At 42.7% G+C, this 20,663-nt stretch carries 14 protein-coding genes and 2 tRNA genes; 11 read left to right on the top strand and 5 right to left on the bottom strand.

Features of this window, described 5'->3' with window-relative positions:
• Positions 1-127: 127 nt before the first annotated feature.
• The 3 genes from aat to HMPREF2573_RS06130 form a co-directional block, all read right to left on the bottom strand.
• Positions 128-895 carry a leucyl/phenylalanyl-tRNA--protein transferase gene (gene aat / locus HMPREF2573_RS06140; RefSeq protein ID WP_003657038.1) on the bottom strand — a complete coding sequence of 256 codons (768 nt, stop codon included), beginning with the start codon at positions 893-895 and terminating at the stop codon, positions 128-130.
• A gap of 86 nt (positions 896-981) precedes the next feature.
• The gene (gene glyA / locus HMPREF2573_RS06135) at positions 982-2,244 is read right to left on the bottom strand and encodes a serine hydroxymethyltransferase (protein WP_003657037.1); all 1,263 of its coding nucleotides are present in this window, start codon (positions 2,242-2,244) and stop codon (positions 982-984) included.
• Positions 2,245-2,379: 135 nt separating this feature from the next.
• A complete protein-coding gene (locus HMPREF2573_RS06130) occupies positions 2,380-2,862 on the bottom strand; it encodes a chorismate--pyruvate lyase family protein (protein ID WP_042510453.1) in 483 nt (160 codons plus the stop codon).
• A gap of 424 nt (positions 2,863-3,286) precedes the next feature.
• Between HMPREF2573_RS06130 and HMPREF2573_RS06125 the strand changes: the two genes are divergently transcribed.
• Together HMPREF2573_RS06125 and HMPREF2573_RS06120 are read left to right on the top strand one after the other, a co-directional pair.
• Positions 3,287-4,885: an isocitrate lyase gene (locus HMPREF2573_RS06125; RefSeq protein ID WP_042510452.1), complete on the top strand. Its 1,599-nt coding sequence runs from the start codon at positions 3,287-3,289 to the stop codon at positions 4,883-4,885.
• A 157-nt stretch (positions 4,886-5,042) separates the two neighbouring features.
• The gene (locus tag HMPREF2573_RS06120; RefSeq protein ID WP_070472912.1) at positions 5,043-7,205 is read left to right on the top strand and encodes a malate synthase G; all 2,163 of its coding nucleotides are present in this window, start codon (positions 5,043-5,045) and stop codon (positions 7,203-7,205) included.
• 317 nt (positions 7,206-7,522) lie between these two features.
• Here HMPREF2573_RS06120 and HMPREF2573_RS06115 read toward each other — a convergent pair whose 3' ends face one another.
• Positions 7,523-11,008, bottom strand: coding sequence for an Rne/Rng family ribonuclease (locus tag HMPREF2573_RS06115; RefSeq protein WP_070472909.1), 3,486 nt, complete (start codon positions 11,006-11,008; stop codon positions 7,523-7,525).
• Between the two features lie 768 nt (positions 11,009-11,776).
• Between HMPREF2573_RS06115 and HMPREF2573_RS06110 the strand changes: the two genes are divergently transcribed.
• The 6 genes from HMPREF2573_RS06110 (at position 11,777) to HMPREF2573_RS06085 (ending at position 18,536) form a co-directional block, all read left to right on the top strand.
• Positions 11,777-12,925, top strand: coding sequence for an RluA family pseudouridine synthase (locus HMPREF2573_RS06110; RefSeq protein WP_003670232.1), 1,149 nt, complete (start codon positions 11,777-11,779; stop codon positions 12,923-12,925).
• A gap of 108 nt (positions 12,926-13,033) precedes the next feature.
• A complete protein-coding gene (gene ppx, locus HMPREF2573_RS06105) occupies positions 13,034-14,584 on the top strand; it encodes an exopolyphosphatase (RefSeq protein WP_003660952.1) in 1,551 nt (516 codons plus the stop codon).
• Between the two features lie 133 nt (positions 14,585-14,717).
• The gene (locus HMPREF2573_RS06100) at positions 14,718-15,515 is read left to right on the top strand and encodes an acetyl-CoA carboxylase carboxyltransferase subunit alpha (RefSeq protein WP_003657031.1); all 798 of its coding nucleotides are present in this window, start codon (positions 14,718-14,720) and stop codon (positions 15,513-15,515) included.
• 94 nt (positions 15,516-15,609) lie between these two features.
• A complete protein-coding gene (tilS, locus tag HMPREF2573_RS06095) occupies positions 15,610-16,965 on the top strand; it encodes a tRNA lysidine(34) synthetase TilS (protein ID WP_070472906.1) in 1,356 nt (451 codons plus the stop codon).
• Between the two features lie 126 nt (positions 16,966-17,091).
• Positions 17,092-17,937 (top strand): pyrroline-5-carboxylate reductase, encoded by an 846-nt coding sequence (gene proC, locus HMPREF2573_RS06090; protein ID WP_003658648.1) that lies wholly within the window; start codon positions 17,092-17,094, stop codon positions 17,935-17,937.
• 35 nt (positions 17,938-17,972) lie between these two features.
• Entirely contained in the window at positions 17,973-18,536 is a 564-nt protein-coding gene (locus HMPREF2573_RS06085) for a YggT family protein (protein ID WP_070472903.1), read from the top strand.
• 61 nt (positions 18,537-18,597) lie between these two features.
• On the opposite strand, the gene HMPREF2573_RS06080 is transcribed toward HMPREF2573_RS06085, so the two are convergent.
• Positions 18,598-19,395 (bottom strand): hydroxymethylpyrimidine/phosphomethylpyrimidine kinase, encoded by a 798-nt coding sequence (locus tag HMPREF2573_RS06080; RefSeq protein WP_003657026.1) that lies wholly within the window; start codon positions 19,393-19,395, stop codon positions 18,598-18,600.
• A gap of 234 nt (positions 19,396-19,629) precedes the next feature.
• Between HMPREF2573_RS06080 and HMPREF2573_RS06075 the strand changes: the two genes are divergently transcribed.
• From HMPREF2573_RS06075 to HMPREF2573_RS06065, 3 genes are all read left to right on the top strand, one after another.
• Positions 19,630-19,721, top strand: a tRNA-Ser gene (locus HMPREF2573_RS06075).
• Between the two features lie 114 nt (positions 19,722-19,835).
• Positions 19,836-19,912 (top strand) — tRNA-Arg (locus HMPREF2573_RS06070).
• Between the two features lie 196 nt (positions 19,913-20,108).
• Entirely contained in the window at positions 20,109-20,660 is a 552-nt protein-coding gene (locus HMPREF2573_RS06065) for an RDD family protein (protein WP_003663155.1), read from the top strand.
• Positions 20,661-20,663 lie beyond the last annotated feature (3 nt).

Below are 20,663 nucleotides of genomic sequence, written 5' to 3'. Positions count from 1 at the left end.
CGAATCCCTCCGTCACCGCCAAACTCTGAAAATCCTATATCGCTTATTACCGATGTGGGATTTTTTTATGAGCTTATGGGGGTTGTCTTAGCTGAATATGTTAAATAGTTATTTGAATAAATCTAAATTATTTGGATGAATTCACTAAATCAATGCAAGATATTTGCATTAAATTGCCAGAAATTCCCAAGCACGGCGTCATGACAAGGTGTTTTAGTAACTCCAAAAACTCATCTCTTGGCATCAAATTTGCCCCAAGGCGTCTTAAATGCGGATTTTCAAGTTGGCAATCTATGAGCTGTATGCCGTATTGATTTGCCCAGTGCATCAATGCCCAAAAGGCAATTTTTGAGGCATCGTTACGCCTGTGAAACATACTTTCTCCACAAAATATCGAACCAAAACTCACGCCGTATAAACCTCCGATCAGCTCGCTGTCATATGGCATGCCTGCCCAAACTTCTATACTTGCCGCCGCACCAATTTTAAATAGCTGTCGATACGCCAAAACCATATTATCATGAATCCAAGTCTGAAAGGTATCACGGCGAGGCGCACGACACGCATTTATCACTGCCTCAAAATCAGCATTAGTGGTGATGGTCCAAGGCTGCTTTTTGGCTGTGCGTATCAGTGATTTACTGGGATAAAAGTCATTTGGTGTAATGACGCAGCGTATCTCTGGCGACCACCAGCAGATTGGCTCGTCTTCATCAAACCAAGGAAAGGCACCAGAACGATAAGCGTGTAATAGTGTTGACACTGTCAAATCGCCCCCTGCACCCAAAAAACCATGTGTACGCAGCTTGTCTGCTGGTGGGCGAAAATCATACAAGCAGGCATCAGCCAGTTTATGCAGATTGCTTAGTGTGTTTGAATTATCGATATGATTCATGATGAAATGATACAAACTTTATGAGAATTGTATGTTGAAAAAAGCCGCTCAAGATTGAGCGACTTTAGAAATATGATCAGCGAATATTATGCCACATTACGCTCATAAACAGGCAATTTGTTACAAATTTGGGCAATCTTTTCACGCGTTGCTGCTAAGACTGCTTCATCACCTCGTGCGTCTAAAACATCACAAATCCAGCCAGCCAATTCACGAACCTCAGCTTCACCAAAGCCACGCGTGGTAACGGCAGGCGTACCAATGCGGATACCACTTGTTACAAATGGTGATTTTGGGTCATTTGGCACAGAATTTTTGTTCACAGTAATGTGAGCATCGCCAAGCCATTTGTCCGCCTCTTTACCAGTGATGCCTTGTTTGATTAAGCTGATAAGCATCAGATGGTTTTTGGTGCCACCAGAGACAATTTCATAGCCACGACTTTGGATAACCTCTGCCATCGCTTTGGCATTGATAATGACTTGCTTTTGATAGCTCTGAAAATCATCACTCATTGCCTCTTTAAAGCAAACAGCTTTAGCGGCGATAGCATGCATCAGCGGACCGCCTTGACTACCTGGAAAAACAGCAGATGCCAATTTTTTCTCAATCTCTTCATTGGCTTTGGCTAAAATTAAACCAGAGCGTGGACCACGCAGTGTCTTATGAGTGGTTGTGGTGGTGACATCGGCAATTTGTACAGGGCTTGGGTAAATGCCAGTTGCCACAAGACCTGCAACATGTGCCATATCCGCCATCAAATATGCGCCTACCTCATCGGCAATGTCACGGAACTTTTGCCAGTCAATGATTTGGCTGTATGCTGAAAAACCTGCAATGATCATTTTGGGCTTATGCTCACGGGCTAGGCGGGCGACTTCTTCATAATCAATCAAGCCAGTTTCGGTGTCCAATCCATATTGAACCGCATGATAATTGCGTCCTGAAAAATTGACAGATGCCCCATGGGTTAGGTGACCACCATGTGCTAAGCTCATACCAAGTACAGTGTCATTTGGCTCAAGTAATGCCAGAAATACCGCACTGTTGGCACTTGAACCTGAATGTGGTTGTACATTGACATAATCAGCACCAAACAGTTCTTTGGCACGGTCAATGGCAATTTGCTCGATGGCATCAACATGCTCACAACCACCATAGTAGCGTTTTTTTGGATAACCTTCGGCGTATTTATTGGTTAAGGTTGAGCCTTGGGCTTGCATGACAGCAGGTGAGCAGTAATTTTCTGATGCGATAAGCTCAATATGATCTTCTTGGCGTTTGGTTTCGGCATCAATTTGTGTTGCCAATTCTGGGTCGTATTGATGTAGCGAAATTTCTTTAAACATGAATTTTCCTTGTTTGGTGGGAGAATAAAAAGTCAAGATTAGTTTAGCATACTTGCCCAATATTCACTAGGGCGGTGCCTATTTTTCATTGATTACACAAAATGACTGAATTTTATCTTGACGGTATCTGTGCTGTCATTGGTCAAAAGATGCTTGAAAAGCTGCCAAAAATAGCTCATCAATCAAGATTTTACGCCCATTGATATCATAAACTGTTTGCCGACCAATTTGACCATCATACCGATAAAAATGACGCTTAATTGGCAGTTGTTGCCTTTTTTTGAACAAAACATATCCGATGGGCGTTGCACCCAGTGCTTTTAGGCGTGCTAATGAACCTGTCAGTGATGACAAAGGAAAAATACTTTTGGCAAGCACCCAAGCGTCCGCATCACCGTATAACTTGACACTGCGTACCCAAGCCATGTGTGGGCGATTTAGGGGCAGTCCCAGTTGTGATTTTTGGGCAAAGGTGAGTGGCTGATAGCCTTGATGGATGATTTCAACCTTTAGGGGTTTTTTTGAGTGTGCTTCTAATCGTGCCGTTAACGACCCTTGAGTGAATACAAAATCGGCAAGTTTTGGAGGCAGGTGGTCTAATATCTCATCCATTGGCATGAAATCATCATCTATTGGCAGTACAAGTGTACAATTTTAGCATAAAAATAGCCAAGAAAGACAAATTTAGCAAGCTTTAATGGGTAGATTATCAAGAATATCTTATGATGATTATTTATAAAATACTGATAGATCACTTAAAAAATCTGATATAAATCAAGACATAGCAACCATATAATTTTATTTATTTGAAAATTTAATGATAATTTTATATCCATTTATTTTAAAAATGGTGAACATTGGTCAAGGCTATTGGATTAATCGCATTATTTTGGGTATGCTGTATATAACAGCTAGATGACAGGTAACTTTAATAGGTAACTTTAGTTAACCCTAAAATCACCCACTCATCAGCGACTAGGCACATAATGTGCTATCTTGTCATAAGACATTTATTGAGTTGTCAAATTAAAAGGAGTTAGTAATGACCTACCAATCAGCCCTAGAATATGTTCGCTCTGTTAAAGCCAAATTAGGTAATTATTGGGACGCCATCCGCCCAGAAGATGCCGCTCGCATGGTTGTCCAAAACCGTTTTAAAACAGGTCTTGACATCGCCAAATACACCGCAAGCATCATGCGTCGTGATATGGCAGAGTATGATGCTGATAACTCAAAATACACCCAATCCCTTGGCTGTTGGCATGGATTTATCGCCCAGCAAAAGATGATTGCCAACAAAAAATACTTTGGCACTACCAGCAAACGCTACATCTACCTATCAGGCTGGATGGTTGCTGCATTGCGTTCTGAATTTGGCCCATTGCCTGACCAATCCATGCACGAAAAAACCGCCGTACCAAAACTCATTGAAGAGATTTATACTTTTCTTCGTCAAGCAGATGCCAAAGAGCTAAATGATTTATTCCGTGCCTTGCAACAAGCAGAGCAAGCAGGCGATGAGGCAAAGGTCAAAGAAATTGAAGCGAAAATTGACAACTTTGAAACCCATGTTGTGCCAATCATCGCTGACATTGATGCAGGTTTTGGTAACGAAGAAGCAACCTATTTATTAACCAAACAAATGATTGAAGCGGGTGCTTGTGCCATTCAAATTGAAAATCAGGTGTCAGATGCTAAGCAATGTGGGCATCAAGCGGGTAAAGTGACTGTACCACACGAAGACTTTTTGGCAAAAATTAACGCCGTGCGTTATGCGTTCTTAGAGCTTGGCGTGGATGAGGGCGTGATTGTGGCCCGTACCGACTCAGAGGGTGCTGATTTGACCCAAAAAATCCCAGTCAGCCGTGAAGCGGGCGATTTGGCGAGTAAATACATCAGCTATTTACAGACCACCGAGATTGACATCAGTGAAGCCAAAGAAGATGAAATTCTTATCAAGCGTAACGGCAAGCTACACCGCCCAACTCGTCTGCCATCGGGTCTATATCAATTCCGTGAAGGCACGCAGCATGAGCGTGTGGTGCTAGATTGTGTCACATCGCTACAAAACGGTGCGGACATGATTTGGATTGAGACCCCAACCCCAGATGTGGCGGGCATTGCAAGATTTGTCAATGACATCAAAAAACAAGTACCAGATGCCAAATTGGTGTACAACAATTCACCATCGTTTAACTGGACAATCAACTTCCGCCAACAAGCCTATGATCGCTGGGCGGATGAAGGTCGTGATTTATCAGGCTATGACCGTGATAAGCTCATGGATGCCCAATATGATGACAGTGAGCTTGCTTATGATGCTGATGAAAAAATCCGTACTTTCCAAGCAGATGCTGCCCGTGAAGCTGGCGTATTTCACCATCTCATCACATTACCCACTTATCACACTGCCGCTTTATCTACCCATGAGCTTGCCAAAGGCTACTTTGGCGATGAGGGCATGCTTGCCTATGTCGCTGGTGTGCAGCGTAAAGAGATTCGTGATGGTATCGCTTGCGTGAAACACCAAGCCATGGCAGGCTCTGACATTGGCGATGACCACAAAGAGATTTTCTCAGGTGAAAACGCCCTAAAAGCGGGCGATGCAAGTAAGAACACCATGAACCAATTTGGCGGTTAATACCCATCAAATAAAAAAACGGTGTTTTGCTGTTAAGGCACAACACCGTTTTTATTTAAAATTTCAAGACATTGTTTCAAGAGATTGTTTCAAGGTATTTTGGCATATAAAGTACAGACCATGCCCCAACATCTCAAATCATTTTAAGGATAAAATTATGACCACCCAACGCATCATCAAAGGCTCGCTTGCCATTGACAAGATTTTATTTGATTTTATTGAAAATGAAGCCTTACCTATCGCCAAACTTGACAGTGATACTTATTGGAGAAATTTTGAGCAAGTTGTGCTTGAATTGACCCCAAAAAATAAAGCCTTGCTTGCCCATCGTGAGAAATTGCAAGCCAAGATTGACGATTGGCACAAAAATCATGTTTATGAGCTGGGTGCGTATAAGCAATTTTTAAGCGAAATTGGCTATCTTGAACCTGAGGTTGCAGATTTTACCATCACCACCGAAAATGTCGATGAGGAGATTGCCACCATGGCAGGGCCCCAGCTTGTCGTGCCTGTGCGTAATGCCCGCTATTGCCTAAATGCCGCCAATGCCCGTTGGGGGTCGCTTTATGATGCGTTATACGGTTTTGATATCATCGCAGAAACGGACGGTGCTGAAAAAGGTAAGGGCTATAATCCTGTGCGTGGGGCAAAGGTCATCGCATTTGCCAAAAATTTTCTTGATGAAACTTTCCCGCTTGTGGACGGCTCACACGCTGATGTCATATCTTATGCCATAAAAGACGGTCAATTATCTGCCAATATGGGCAAATCTTGGAGCACTTTAACAGAAAATAAAGTGGTAGGCTATAATGGCGTGCCTGACAATCCGAGCGAAATCATATTAAAAAACAACGGCTTACATGTCATCATCCAGATTGACCCACACAGTATCATTGGCAAAGATGACAAAGCAGGGGTTAAGGATATACTGCTAGAATCTGCCGTTACCACCATTCAAGATTTGGAGGACTCTGTGGCGGCGGTAGATGCCGAAGAAAAAGTGGAGGGCTATCGCAACTGGCTGGGTCTTATGAAAGGTGATTTGTCTGAGACCTTAGAAAAAAATGGTAAAACCATCACCCGTACGCTAAATGCTGACCGCACTTATACTGACCTAAATGGCAATACCCAAACTCTGCATGGGCGTTCACTCATGCTACTTCGCAATGTGGGGCATTTGATGACAAATCCTGCCATCTTGGTGGGTGGCGAGGAGATTTTTGAGGGGATGATGGATGCACTTATCACGCCCATGCTCTGTGCCATTGACATTCGTGGTGAAAATACCTTGCGTAACTCTCGTACAGGTTCAATGTATATTGTCAAGCCAAAAATGCACGGTTCACAAGAGGTGGCGTTTGCTGCCGAGCTGTTCTCTTGTGCCGAAAAAGCCATTGGCTTGCCCAAAAATAGCCTAAAAATGGGCATCATGGATGAAGAGCGTAGAACCTCTGCCAACCTAAAAAACTGTATCGCCCAAGCTTATGAGCGGACGATTTTTATTAACACAGGCTTTATGGACAGAACAGGCGATGAGATTCATACCGCCATGCATGCAGGGGCATTTGTGCGTAAGGGTGAGATTAAAGAGCAAATCTGGTTTCATGCCTATGAAAAACGCAATGTCTTAATCGGTCTTAATGCAGGACTGCGTGGTAAGGCTCAAATTGGTAAAGGCATGTGGCCAAAGCCTGATGAGCTTGCCGATATGTATCGCACCAAAATTGAGCATCCACAAGCTGGGGCAAGCTGTGCATGGGTGCCATCGCCAAGCGGGGCGGTGATTCATGCCATTCATTATCACAAATGCAATGTTACAAAACGCCAAGAAGAATTGGCACGCCTTGCCATACCAAGTCTTGATGATTTATTGACCATTGCTCTTGCCACCGATACCAATTGGACAGCAGAACAAAAACGCCGTGAACTTGAAAACAACTGCCAAGGCATCTTAGGTTATGTGGTGCGTTGGGTTGATTTGGGCGTGGGTTGTTCCAAAGTGCCTGATATCAATGATGTGGGACTGATGGAAGACCGTGCCACTTTGCGTATCTCCTCTCAGCATGTCGCCAACTGGCTGGTTCACGGTATCGTAACCGCCGATGAGGTGTGGGATGCCCTAAGACGCATGGCAAAAGTTGTTGATGAACAAAACGCATCCGACCCCATCTATCGCCCAATGTCATCTGATTTTGATAACAACATTGCCTTTCAAACCGCCGCCGAGCTTATCTTTAAAGGAGCGACCGAACCATCTGGCTATACCGAGCCACTATTACATAGGGCAAGATTAAAACTAAAAGGTTATCAAGGCGACTGATGATTAATCCATTCATCCAACTAAAACCGCTTTTCATGCAGTCGTGAAAAGCGGTTTGGTATTTGAATGGCGTTAAATATTAATACGCTTAATATTATTTAAGACTATCTGTCAATTACCAAATAAATGAGCATTTGAAATGATGGATATCTTTTTTTGACCAAACAAAAATAGGCACTAAAAACTGGGTGATTTTGCGTATGTTCAATAAAAAGTATCGCTCTGATGTTGATGCGTTTTAAGCATTTGAAACCAAAATATAAAAAAAGCACCATGTAGATTCATGGTGCTTTTTTTGTGCAAATATTGGATGTGGATTAATTGTTGGCTGAATCATCTGCTGATTTAGCAGGAGAAGACTCAGAAGGCTCCACAGGCTTAGATAACTTACGCACTTCTACCTTGGTTGGTTTTTTGCTTGGCTTTCTAGGTGCTCTTGTTTTGGCTGGTTTGGACACTTTGGCAGGTTTAGTTGCCATCAGATTTAAAATACCAACCTGAGGTTGTAGCTGACCTGCGACATTTTCAATCATATCTTTATAGCTATTTGCCTTGGTCTTGCGTTCGGTTTTTTGGTCAGCGGTGATCTCTTTGATTTGGCTGACTTTTTTGTCTTTACCACTTTCAGGTTTCACTTGGTTATGAGTATCCAAATCTGCCATTTTAGCAGTATCATCAGCCGCTTCTGATACGACGGTTGAGATATCAGCCATTGTCTTACTGACGGTGTCGCCAATGCTATCAGAGATTTGCTCTGCAGCCAGCGTTGTAGCATCAATGGCATCATTGGTTTGATGTTCAACCGCATCATCAGCTTTGCTAAGTTGGCTGTTATCTGAGTCGGATGAAGAATCGGTCGCTATCTTTGATTCCTTATGCTTGGTGTCGGCTGGTGTGACAGCATGATCAAAAGTATCAGGACTGGCTTGATTAGAATGCTGAGCAATTGTTTTGCTGACCTGATCATTGTTAGGGCTGGTTGCTTCAATATACTCAGGATGCTGACCACGAGGGTCATTGGCAGCACGGCGTGTGATTGGGCGTGGTATAGCCTCGGTTCTGCCCTGTGGCGCTGATGCTTGAGCGGTCGCTTGAGTTAGTTTACCAAACTCATTTTTTGTGGCTGTATCCAGCGGTGAATAACCAAAGTTGGCAAAATCAAACTGTGCAGGCGTGGACATTTTTGTCATTGCAGTGATAAAATCATTCACAAAATTACCTGTCGCCGATTTACCTAAGACACGCAAGATGAGCGCCCCTGCTGTTATTGCATTGAGATTGATAGCCTGTGTCTGCTGAAGGGCGATTTGTACCACTCTAGGGTCGTTGGTAGCCTTATTCATAGATTTGGCAAGTGTCTGAATTTTTTCAGCCAGTTTGGGCTCAACCCCTGTCGTAGCAGAGACCGTATGTAATGCACTCATCTCACCTGATTCATCTGATTGTGTGATCGGCTCAGCTTCGTGCTTGGGTTTGGTAGGTATCGGCTCTTTTGGTGCTTTTATTGCCTGATTGGAATTTGCTTTAGGTGCAATTTTGGCATCATCTTTGGCACTTGATGTTTCGTCTTTTGTTGGTTTTGTAGACTTACTGCCATCCAATGAAAGATGGATGACTTGCGTATTATTTTCAGCCGCTTTAATGCTGCTCACATGTAGCACCACTTCTTTAGGATTGGCCGCTTTTTGATGTGGTAGCTTTTCGGTTTTTTCAGATTTGGGCTTATCGGCACGAATGGGCTTATCAGCTTTATCCGCTTTTTCTTCGGTTTTATGAAGTGTCTCACCACGCACAATCTCACCACGAGATTCTCGGCGAGAGCCTGCTTCACGCTTTGGATACTGTTCTTTGTCGCGTTCTTTTTTGGTTTTTTTGTCTGTCTTTTCAGAGGGTTGGGCTTGGGCGGCGGTCTCTTCGCCGGATTCTTTTTTGGCATTTCGAGATTTTTTGTGGCGTTTATCTTCTGCTTGGGGGCGTGGGATTGGCTCAGCTGATGGTGCTTGGATATTTGCCATACGGCCTGCTGCACCTAGGCTTACCGCACCGCCATTTACCAGTGCTTCAATCGCCAAAGCGGCATCTGCTGTACCTAAACTGCCAGCAACTTTCGCTTGTGGTTTTGGTGCAAATAAGTTTGACAACCATGCAACCGCTTGAGGTTCTGGTTTGGTTGGCTTGGGTTCTGAATCGGTCGTATTTTTTTTGATGGGCTTATTGTCAGGTTTTTGCCAACGGTTTGAGTCTGATTTTTCGTGGTCTGTTTGCCAATTCACCTCATAACCACGGTCGATATTTTCTTTTTCTTCGGTGTCAGCAATGCGTTCATAGCTTGACGGAGCAAATCCATCAGGGTTAAAGTGTAGGCTAAAATTTGGGCTTTCAAGATGCGCATGTGGTAAAATGGTGATTCGTGCACCGCTGTCTTGCTCTAAATAAACCAAACTTTCTCGTTTTTCATTTAATAAAAATGCCGCAATGTCGGTTGGGACTTCAGCTTGAATTTCGCCCATGCGTTCTTTGAGAGCAATTTGTTCAATTTGTCGCATGATAGATAGCGATAAAGAACGCAAATCTCGAATCATGCCATTACCGTGGCACCGAGGGCAAATATAGCCTGTAGATTCCTCAAGAGAAGGACGCAAGCGTTGTCGGCTCATCTGCATCAGTCCAAATTTACTAATCTCAGAAAACTGAACACGGGCACGGTCATGGCGTGTTGCTTCGATGAGGCGTTTTTCGACATCTTTTTGGTGGCGTGGGTCGTTCATATCAATAAAATCAATGACAATCAAACCACCCATATCACGCAAACGCAACTGGCGAGCAATCTCATCGGCAGCTTCTAAATTGGTATGATAGGCGGTTTCGGCGACATCTGAACCCTTGGTGGATTTTGATGAATTGATATCAATAGCAACCAAAGCTTCAGTTTGGTCAATGACAATAGAACCACCAGAAGGTAGGCGTACTTCACGCTGATAGGCGGTTTCGATTTGACGCTCAATACCAAAACGGGCAAACATTGGCTCATAATCGGTGTATTTACGCAGTTTGCTAAGCTGGGTCGGCATGACAGCTTTGATGAAATTGGCAGCTTCATCATAAGCATTTTCACTGTCAATCCAAACCTCGCCAATGTCATCACGCAAATAGTCACGGACCGCACGAGTTACCACGCCCGCTTCTTGATGTACCAAGCAAGGGCTTGGGCGTTTTTTATTTTGTTCTTGGATGGATTTCCAAATATCTAAAAGATGGTCAAGGTCATTTTGTAAATCATCAGCCCCTTTACCAAGTCCTGCTGTGCGAACAATCACGCTCATATTTTTTGGTAGGTTTAGCCCTGCGATGATTTGTTTCATTTCTTCACGGACTTTACCTGAGATTTGACGGCTGATGCCACCTGCTTTGGGGTTGTTTGGCATCAAGACCAAATATCTGCCCGCCAGTGAAATAAAGCTGGATAAGGCAGCGCCTTTATTGCCACGCTCTTCTTTTTCAACTTGGACGATGATTTCATCACCTTCTTTGATGAGCTGCTTAATGCTGTCTTCATGAGTATTGCCGTTTAGGTATTCAGGGGCGATTTCTCGGAGTGGTAAAAAACCTTGGCGTGCTGAGCCATATTCAACAAATGCAGCTTCCAAAGAAGGCTCTACACGAGTGATATGACCCTTATAAATATTGGCTTTTTTTTGTTCACGAGTACGATTTTCTAGGTCAAAGTCGTATAAATGGTTATCTTTGCACAGTGCAACACGAATTTCTTCACTATGTGTGGCGTTAATTAAGATGCGTTTCATGATGTTCCTTATGGGCAAAATGCCTAGGCTAAGCAACATCGGTATCAAGTTTACGAAGATTTATCAATCAAGCTTGGTTTTCTTTGGGCTTGATGGGTTAAGTTGTCACAGATTTATCCGTCTTGGCATTGTTGATGTCTGTTGTTTGTCTAAAATGATACCAATCTGAATGATACTTATCTTTTAGACAAGATTGGATAAATAAAAATCGCTTGCACCGATTTTAAAAACTCAATGTTCTTTGGGCTTTGTTGGGGATTGTTTTGCAAAAGCAGAGTTTGTCTTGTGCTTTTGAACCAACAGTTCCCAAAATTACGCCACCACGGATTGGTGGTTGGCAAAATCTTGTACGGTATCAATACCGAAGTTGCATCGCAACAATAGTAGGCAAAAGTTTAAAAATTTGCTTGGTCAATGTTGTTTGGTCGTTGCATAGAAAATGGCATCAAAAATGGCAAAATCTTGTTTTAGCAAAAATTCATCCGTATTGAGATGGTATTTTTGCTGATATGGCTGATATCAGAGCATGTTTGATGCTTGATGAAAGCCTCAAGAATAAATGTAAGCTTACCATCAAAGTTTTATCATTAAAACTTAATTTAGGTGATGAAAACACACGAATGTACTTAGTGGTACATTGTATAGATAACTTTCAATTGATACATTCTTAGATGACAAAGTCATCGCAAATTTGCCACAATTTTTGCCAAAATGAATATCGGATAAATCTTTGTCAAAATAAAAATTATCCTAAAATTTCGTTGCAACATGATAAACTATACCAAAACTTTTGCCAAACGCCTACTAAAAAATGTCAAAACAATGAAAAATTTACAAAAAACTTCAAAAAAACAGCCTTTTCCCATCGATTTGAGCAAAAAATCTAAAAGAGCCAAGCAATCTGTGCAACAATCTGCCGATTTTGCTATTACAGATTTTAGCCGAGTGAATTTTTTGACGGTGACGAATAATCAAGATGGTCAGCGAGTGGATAACTTTTTATTGGCAAGGCTTAAAGGTCTACCTCGCTCACATCTTTATAAACTGATTCGCAGTGATGAGATTCGTATTAATGGCAAACGGTGCAAGGCACACGATAAGCTGTATATGGGCGATGTGGTGCGTGTTGCGCCCATTCGCTTGAGCGTGCGTGAAGCACCAATTATCAGTGAAGAGCTTGCCAAAGGGCTGCTTGAGCGTATTATTTTTGAAGATAATGGATTGATTGTATTAAATAAGCCACATGGTATGGCAGTGCATGGCGGTTCAGGTGAGAGCTTTGGCATCATTGAGGCGATGCGTTTGGCTATGGGTAAAAAATACCTTGAGCTAATTCATCGGATTGATAAAGACACCTCAGGGCTGCTACTGATTGCCAAAAAACGCAGCACCCTAAAAATCCTTCAAGAGCAATTTCGCAAAAAAACGATACAGAAGCGGTATTTATGCTTGGTGATGGGTCATGTTCAGGCTGATGAAATGGTTATTGATGTGCCGTTACTGCGTTATACATTGGCTAATGGGGAACGCCGTGTCAAAGTTGCCCATTTAAACGAGCAAAAGGCTGGTGAATATGCCAAAGCAAGCCTAACCAAAATCAAAACTTTATTACGATTTAAAAAAGATGGTTGTCCCGTCAGTTTGGTACTTGCCATGCCTGCCACGGGACGCACACATCAGATTCGGGTGCATATGGCACACATTGGGCATGCACTACTTGGCGATGATAAATATCAAAATAATCCTTTAGCACCCAAAGTTGGGCGTTTGTGCTTACACGCTTGGCAGTTGGGTATGACGAATGATGATGGACACACTGTCACACGCCCACAAAATTTTGTTGCACCCGTGGCAGATGATATGGCACAGTTGTTGCCAAAAACGGCAGAGTGGTTACCCAAAACAGTATCAAATTGACATAAAGCCCAGCCAAGCATTTGTAAAGCTTAGCAAAACCGATGGATAAAAGCCGCCATCTGTCGTAAAATAACCCCATTTATCAAAAATGTTATCCAAGGATTTGCCATGCAATCAGCCATTTTAGATGATGACCATCGCCACCAACAAATTGCCAACGCCATCCATGCTGCTGCCATCAGTCGTGATGAGTTGCTTGGTGCGATTGATTTGGGTTCAAACAGTTTTCACTTGGCAATTGGACGCTTAGATCATGGCGAGGTGCGAAAAGTTGCTTCCATTTCCGAAAAAGTCCAGTTGGCAGCAGGTTTGGATGATAATAATCAGTTGTCCAAAGAGGTGATGCAACGGGGTATTGAGTGTTTGCATCGATTTGCTCAGCATATCACCGAGGTGCAGCCAAGTCGACTGCGTATTGTTGCTACCAATGCCCTTCGTAAAGCGGTCAATGCGGCCGAATTTATACAGTATGCCAATGAGATTTTACCAAAGCCGATTGAGATTATCTCAGGTCGTGAGGAAGCTCGTTTGATTTATTTGGGTGTTTCGCATTCTAATGCCAGTACGGATAAACGCCTTGTGATTGATATTGGCGGTGGTTCAACAGAGTTTATCATCGGACAAGGATTTGAGCCAATCGAGATGGAATCTTTGCAAATGGGCTGTGTATCTTATACCAAAAAATTTTTTGGTGATGGTAAAATCACCGAGCGTGCCTTTGATAAAGCTGCCAAGCACACACGCTCTGAGCTTTTGACGATTGCAAAACGCTATCAAAAAGTTGGTTGGGATAATGCGATTGGCTCATCAGGTACGATTAAAGCTGCGAGGCTGGTCTTAGCGGAGCTTGGATTTGGCGGTGAGAGCATCACAATCCAAAGTATGCAAAAGCTAAAAAAGCATCTGATTAAGCTTGGCAGTGTTGATAAGATTGATTTTGATGGTGTTAAAGCGCATCGCCAAGCTGTTTTTCCTGCAGGTGTGGCACAGCTGCTTGAGATTATGCAAACTTTAAAGATTGATGAACTTGGCTATTCAGACGGCGCACTCAGAGAGGGGGTGATGTATGATATGCTGGGTCGGCTAAATTCAGAAGATGTGCGTGATCGTTCAGTAGCAGCAATGGCACAGCGGTATTCGGTGGATACTAAACAAGCAGGGCGGGTGATGGCACGCGCTGCCAGATTATTTCATCATGTGAAAGAGGCGTTGGGTTTAGATGATGAAGATGCTGATTTATTACGCCGCACAGCCAATTTATATGAAATTGGTTTGGCAGTTGGGCATAGCAATTATCAGCGTCATAGTGCATATTTGCTTGAGTATTCAGATATTGCAGGGTTTTCCCAAGTGGGTCAAGCCATGATGGCCCAAATCGCACGACATCACCGCCGCAAACTAAAAGCCGATGCACGAGAGACCGTTGAAAACTTAGGTGGGTGTAAATTGGTGTATCTGTGCTTAATTTTGCGATTGGCAGCTCAATCTAGCCAAAGTCGCACCACCAAGGCAGCCACCCTTGACTTATATAGTGTCACACCAGATCATTGGCAGGTAACCGTCGGTGAGGGGCTACATAAAGAGTTAATCATCACACAGTTAGAACAAGATGTGGCACAATTTGCCAAATGGGGTGTGCGATTAGAGGTGGCTGGCTGAGTATATTGAAATATAAATCAATGAAAGCTGATTTGATGAAAAATCACAAATTTCAGATAAAACAGATGACGAGACCTAAAAAAAGTGCTAAACTAAATATCAGTTTACATTTGTACAATTTATTGAGTATCCTATGAGTCAAGTTTGGCAAAGCGTACAGTTAGCACGACATGCAAAGCGACCATTATTCTTAGATTATGTCGATTCATTATTTGATGAGTTTGATGAATTGCATGGAGATCGAGCGTTTGCTGATGATCGTGCTATTATTGGTGGGTTGGCAAGATTTAATGGCCAGCCTGTACTTGTTGTTGGTCAACATCGTGGCCGTAGCACTCGTGAGCGTATTGCCCATAATTTTGGTATGGCAAACCCTGAAGGCTACCGTAAAATCATTCGTTTGGTACAGTTGGCGGAGCGTTTTGGTTTGCCTGTGTTTACTTTTATCGATACTCAAGGTGCGTATCCTGGTGTTGGTGCCGAAGAGCGGGGTCAAGCTGAGGCAATCGCCAAAAGTATCGCAGTATTTTCCAGTCTAAAAACGCCAATCATTGCGACAGTGATCGGCGAGGGTGGTTCAGGCGGTGCGCTTGCCATTGGTGTGGCAGATCGGGTTAATATGCTTGAAAATAGCATTTATTCGGTCATCTCTCCAGAAGGGTGTGCATCTATCTTATGGAAGACGGCTGAAAAAGCATCCGATGCGTCAGAAGCACTCAAGCTCAATGCAACCAATTTGTATCAATTGCAGCTGATTGATGAGATTGTCAGTGAAGGTGTGGGCGCGCATGAAGCACCTGAACCTGTCATGGCAGCACTAAAAAACCTATTGACAGTACAATTGGCAGAATTACACGCATTGCCAATTGATGAGCTGCTTGAACAGCGGTATCAGCGTTTGATGCAGTTTAATTCAAAAGTATCACTATAAATTTAAAGTTATTATTATAACTATCATAAATATAAACATCATAACAAACAAGGAGTAAGCCGCTCCTTGTTTTTTATTGGATTTGGTGAAGCTTATGACTGATGATATTTTGACAAGCTTATCGAGTGCTTTTGATGAATTGGCATTGCCTGCTCATGCTAAGCTATATCTTGCTTGTAGTGGCGGTAGGGATTCCTTGGCTTTGGCTTATGCATGTTTCTTGTTATATAGACAAGGTAAAATAATAAGGCTGCCCACCATATTACATGTACATCATGGTTGGCAGGCGGCAAATGATGCTTGGATGCAATTGGTTCATCGCTGGGCGATTGAGCATGGATTTGATTGTCAAATTTTACGGATAACTTTGGCAAAAAATAGTGAGACGCATGCCCGTGATGCACGCTATCAAGCCTTTGGCCTGGTCATGAACCAAGGTGATGTACTGATGCTTGCTCACCATGCAAATGACCAAGCCGAAACAGTACTGATGCGGCTGGTTTCGGGTGCAGGACTGCAAGGACTGTCAGGTATGAAAGTTTGGCAAGCCAAAACTGTGCATACAGACGAGGCAGCCAAAACCATCACCTTGTGGCGACCTTGGCTTAAGATATCTAGAAATCAGATCAGTCAATTTGCAAAAGCCCATGCACTGCCTTATGTGGATGATATCACCAATACTGATCCTGCTTATGCTCGTGGACGCATTCGCCAAGAAATTTTACCGCATCTTTTGACGCTCAATCCTAAGGCGGTTGAGAATATCGTTCGGTCAGCTGGCCTGCTATCAATGGCATCCACCATGGTGGATCAGCAAGTGGAGACTTTGCTGGCATCTTTGGATCATCCTGCCAACCAAATGCCTTATCAGCAAGTGCTTGGCATTAAAGACTTTCTTAATTTATCAAAATCCGAGCAAGCCTTAGTACTGCACCGCTGGTTGCAGGCAGATGAAGCACTGCCCCCAAGCCATCAGTTGACCCAGCAGGTTATTGAGATGATTTGCCGACAGGATAATGATCACAGTAGCCAGCTTGTGTGGCAAGCTGAACAGGCGGCTTATGTGATGTGCTGTTATGATGACTGTTTATATCGTTATCGTGCGGATATTTGGGCATTGTTTGGTACATCAGGGCATACCAAACCAAGTAGCCAAGGCTGGATTTTGTCTGATGATGGCCGTTGTCAACTTATCTTGATGGCTAAAATTGATGATATCCAAAAAATCACCAAAACCGATACGATAAACATTGGTAAACATAGATATAAAGGCAAAAAATTGGCTCAAAAATTACGCATACCATTTTGGCTAAGAGACAGCTTATGGAAAATCAATCATCAAGGTCATCCATATTTGATTGCACCGATGATGGTGTGGGATTTGAGCAGTGGTCAGCGTTTGGATAGTTTTGCACCAATAGGGCGAATGGTGTACAATGCACCTGATTAATCCTTGAAATTAACCCTTAGCTGAGTTATTTCACTGATGTATTGAAGATAAAACGGTACTGGTGGTTTTTATTGGTATGATTGTAAGATAAAATCACTCAGCCCTAAAAAATTACGGAGAAAACTTATGACAGATTTTAGTATGCTTAATGGTAAAACCATCAGTTTCATTGGTGGCGGCAATATGGCACATGCGATTATTGATGGTCTTTTGCAAGCAAAAAATCAGCATAATTTGGCATTGACATTGTGCGTCTCAGACAGCGATGACGATAAACAAGCCAAATTTCGTGATAAAGGGTTGATAGCAACCAATCCTGATAATGCCCATCAGATTATCGAGGGTGCTGATGTTGTGGTTTTGGCAGTCAAGCCACAAATTATGCATCAAGTTGCTGGCAGTATAGCACCTTATTTGCAGCAACAAACCGTTTTATCCATCGCAGCGGGGCTGTCGATTCAGGCGTTATCACATATGCTGGGTGGCTACGATAAAATCGTACGCTGTATGCCAAACCTACCTGCCAGTAAGGGCTTTGGTGCATCTGGACTTTATGCTTTTGATGTGAGTGATGAGGTGCGTTTAATGACCCAAAATATCATGCAAGCTTCAGGTAAGGTGTCTTGGGTGGAAGATGAATCCTTGTTACATGCCGTAACAGCAGTGGCAGGGTCAGCACCCGCTTACTTTTTTTATGTGCTTGAAAATATGATTGCCAAGGCGGTAGAAATGGGGTTATCACCAGAAGATGCACATACTTTGGCAGTACAAAGTATGCGGGGGGCAGCAGCATTGGCTGAAGAAAATAACCCTGCCGTTTTGCGTGAGCAGGTAACTTCTAAGGGGGGTACGACCGCTGCTGCACTTGATAGCTTATATCATGATAATGTGGGCGATGCTTTTGCCCGTGCTATGCAGGCATGTAGTGACCGCAGCTTTGAGCTTGGGCAAACATTCAGCCAAGCGGACTAAACCGTCGTCAATTTTATCCATGATGGATTTATATTATGAACTCCATGTCTTTTGTTTTAATCAATATGGTCATCAACTTTGCTTTGATGCTTATATTTGTGCGTTTCATGATTCAATTAGCCCAAATTGATACCAACATGCCGATAGCACGAGCAGCTTATCGCTTGACTAGCGTGGTGGATGTGTTTGCACGCATTTTCCCAACGATGGGTAAAGGGCGTATCAGTCTAGCGGCTGTGGTTTTGATGTTGCTTTTGTATTTTATTAACATTGCCGCTAATACCATCATCTTGGGTAGATCCATGACTGCCATTGAGCTGTTTTTTATTGGTTCTTTAAGCGGTATCATGAAATTTTTACAACTGCTTCGCTATACCATGATTGCATCAGCAATCAGTAGTTTGCTTGTTGTATTTTTAAATATTAATAATAGTGTGATGTTTGTCTTGATGCAGTTACCCGAGCCGATAGTCGCACCATTTCGCCGTTTTGTCCCCAATCTTGGCATGATTGATTTATCATTTTTGGCAGCACTATTTAGTTTGTTGCTGCTTGAAAATTTTATTGGCATTATTGGCAGCTACATTTGGGGCGGATAAATTAGGGGATTTCAGACAGGGCAAATTGCCCTGTTTTTATTTTGGCTAAGCATTGGGTTGGTTAAATAAAACGATTTGGGATAAGCTGGGTATTATCAGATTGATGAGGTTTGTCGGCATGGATAAGTGTTTGGTGAATCCAAGCATCGGCCGCTGTAATGGCGTCAATGATGTCATCGCCCATCGCCAAACGCCCTGCAATATGGCTGGCTAATGAGCATCCTGATCCATGAAATTCACCAGTCAATCTAGGTACAATGCTGGTATGATGGATGCGTCCATTTATGTATAAAAATTGTTCAATATCACCTGTATTAAAATCATGCGAGGTTTTGACCAGTACAGCGTTTGCACCTTGGTCATTTAATGCTTTGGCAGCATCATGTAAATCTTGTTGCCCACTCAATGCTCGGATTTCGTGAGTATTTGGCGTGATGAGCGTTGCGTAGGGCAATAGACGGCTAAAGGCTTGGGCTAAAGTTTTCACATCGCCCAAAATGCCACCTGAATTGGCAACCAAAACAGGATCCAAAACATAAGGGATGTGTTTGATGGTACAAGTTTCGAACAATTCGGTCAAGGCAATGATATTCTCAAGCGTTCCCATCATGCCAGATTTGATGGCACGCACAGGCAAGTCGTCTAGCACCGCTTGCGCTTGTGCCTTTAGCAGCTGATGACAAACAGGTTCAAAGCCAAATACTTTTTGAGAATTTTGTATGGTTAGGGCAGTACAGGCAATGGCGGCGTGAGCACCTGAAGCACCAATTGATTCAATATCAGCTTGGATACCTGCACCACCTGATGGGTCCAGTCCTGAAAAACATAATACTGTCGGTCGCATTTGATGGATTTGCATGGTTTATCTCTCATGATTATAATTAATCATTGAATATGGTAGCAAATTTTTGATAAATTGGGCGAATTTTCTAAGATTTTGGTAAAAATTACAAAATTTTTTCATATTTTTATCAAAATCGCTTGCAATCGTTGGTAATTTTGATATAATCATTGCCCACAACGACAGGCAAAACCATCATCTATGATATGTATGATGACCAAATAAATTTAGCAATTTATCTAGCCTAAGTTCGGTGAAGTGGGTGAGTGGCTGAAACCAGTTCCCTGCTAAGGAACCATACCTAATTACGGGTATCGAGGGTTCGAATCCCTCCTTCACCGCCATTTATTTTCTGATTAATTTTTGGAAAATAATTTAAAAAAGTGCTTGACATACAAAATAATCACTGTATAATAGCCGCCACAACGAAAGATATTCAGAATATCTCAGTTGAACTTGCACCCGTAGCTCAGTTGGATAGAGCACTTGGCTACGAACTAAGGGGTCGGGAGTTCGAATCTCTCCGGGTGTGCCATATGATAAAAATCACCGAATGATAAATTCGGTGATTTTTATTTGTAAGCTATTGCTTGTCTTGCTTTGTCATGCAGTTTATGCATCTAAATTTAAATCATGATACAATAGCCCAAATTCTTTTTGATATATCAATCATGCCAAACGCTTCTCATTTAGTCTCTACATCCCCATCACAACCTACCGTTGCCAAACCTATGGTACGCTTGGTTGCCATTATTTATGATGGTATGCTGATTTTGGCAATGTTATTTTTGGTTGGATCGATATTGGCGGTTTTGGGTACGGTGCTATTTTTGGAGATTGGAACAAGTTCTCAAGAGGCCCAAACTTTACCAGATTGGTATAAAAATGCAATTATGACACCATCATTTGTCTTAACTTTGGTGGGGTTTTATGGCATTTTTTGGCGTAAATCAGGGCAAACGCTGGGCATGCAAACATGGCGATTAAAAACCGTCAATGATCAAGGTGGACTTTTAACATGGCGTCAAAGTTTTGTGCGTATCATCAGTGCTTGCCTTTTGCCTGCGTTATGTGCATTATTGGGGGCACTTTTACATGGCTCAAAGTTTGCCATTTTGGTAGCAACAGTCTTGGGGTTTTTGTTTAATTTCTTATTTTGTCTTTTTAACCGTCAAGGGCTTGCGGTGCATGATATGTTGTCAAATACCATCACCTTAAAAGTACCAAAAATTGCTCATCAAACACTATGGCAAACCATCAAACGCCGCAAAAATCGTCTTTAATTT

This window comes from Moraxella sp. HMSC061H09 (assembly GCF_001809255.1).
Taxonomy (GTDB): Bacteria; Pseudomonadota; Gammaproteobacteria; order Pseudomonadales; family Moraxellaceae; genus Moraxella; species Moraxella catarrhalis.
Note: the sequence above shows the minus strand (reverse complement) of the source record. Positions and strands in the feature narration are given on the sequence as shown.

Excerpts from the sequence above, each read along its gene's own strand:
- ppx (WP_003660952.1), top strand. The coding sequence starts at position 13,034 with ATGCAATCAGCCATTTTAGATGATGACCATCGCCACCAACAAATTGCC.
- HMPREF2573_RS06110 (WP_003670232.1), top strand. The coding sequence starts at position 11,777 with ATGATAAACTATACCAAAACTTTTGCCAAACGCCTACTAAAAAATGTC.
- proC (WP_003658648.1), top strand. The coding sequence starts at position 17,092 with ATGACAGATTTTAGTATGCTTAATGGTAAAACCATCAGTTTCATTGGT.
- HMPREF2573_RS06085 (WP_070472903.1), top strand. The coding sequence starts at position 17,973 with ATGAACTCCATGTCTTTTGTTTTAATCAATATGGTCATCAACTTTGCT.
- HMPREF2573_RS06100 (WP_003657031.1), top strand. The coding sequence starts at position 14,718 with ATGAGTCAAGTTTGGCAAAGCGTACAGTTAGCACGACATGCAAAGCGA.
- aat (WP_003657038.1), bottom strand. The coding sequence starts at position 895 with ATGAATCATATCGATAATTCAAACACACTAAGCAATCTGCATAAACTG.
- glyA (WP_003657037.1), bottom strand. The coding sequence starts at position 2,244 with ATGTTTAAAGAAATTTCGCTACATCAATACGACCCAGAATTGGCAACA.
- HMPREF2573_RS06080 (WP_003657026.1), bottom strand. The coding sequence starts at position 19,395 with ATGCAAATCCATCAAATGCGACCGACAGTATTATGTTTTTCAGGACTG.
- HMPREF2573_RS06115 (WP_070472909.1), bottom strand. The coding sequence starts at position 11,008 with ATGAAACGCATCTTAATTAACGCCACACATAGTGAAGAAATTCGTGTT.
- HMPREF2573_RS06065 (WP_003663155.1), top strand. The coding sequence starts at position 20,109 with ATGGTACGCTTGGTTGCCATTATTTATGATGGTATGCTGATTTTGGCA.
- tilS (WP_070472906.1), top strand. The coding sequence starts at position 15,610 with ATGACTGATGATATTTTGACAAGCTTATCGAGTGCTTTTGATGAATTG.
- HMPREF2573_RS06120 (WP_070472912.1), top strand. The coding sequence starts at position 5,043 with ATGACCACCCAACGCATCATCAAAGGCTCGCTTGCCATTGACAAGATT.
- HMPREF2573_RS06130 (WP_042510453.1), bottom strand. The coding sequence starts at position 2,862 with ATGCCAATGGATGAGATATTAGACCACCTGCCTCCAAAACTTGCCGAT.
- HMPREF2573_RS06125 (WP_042510452.1), top strand. The coding sequence starts at position 3,287 with ATGACCTACCAATCAGCCCTAGAATATGTTCGCTCTGTTAAAGCCAAA.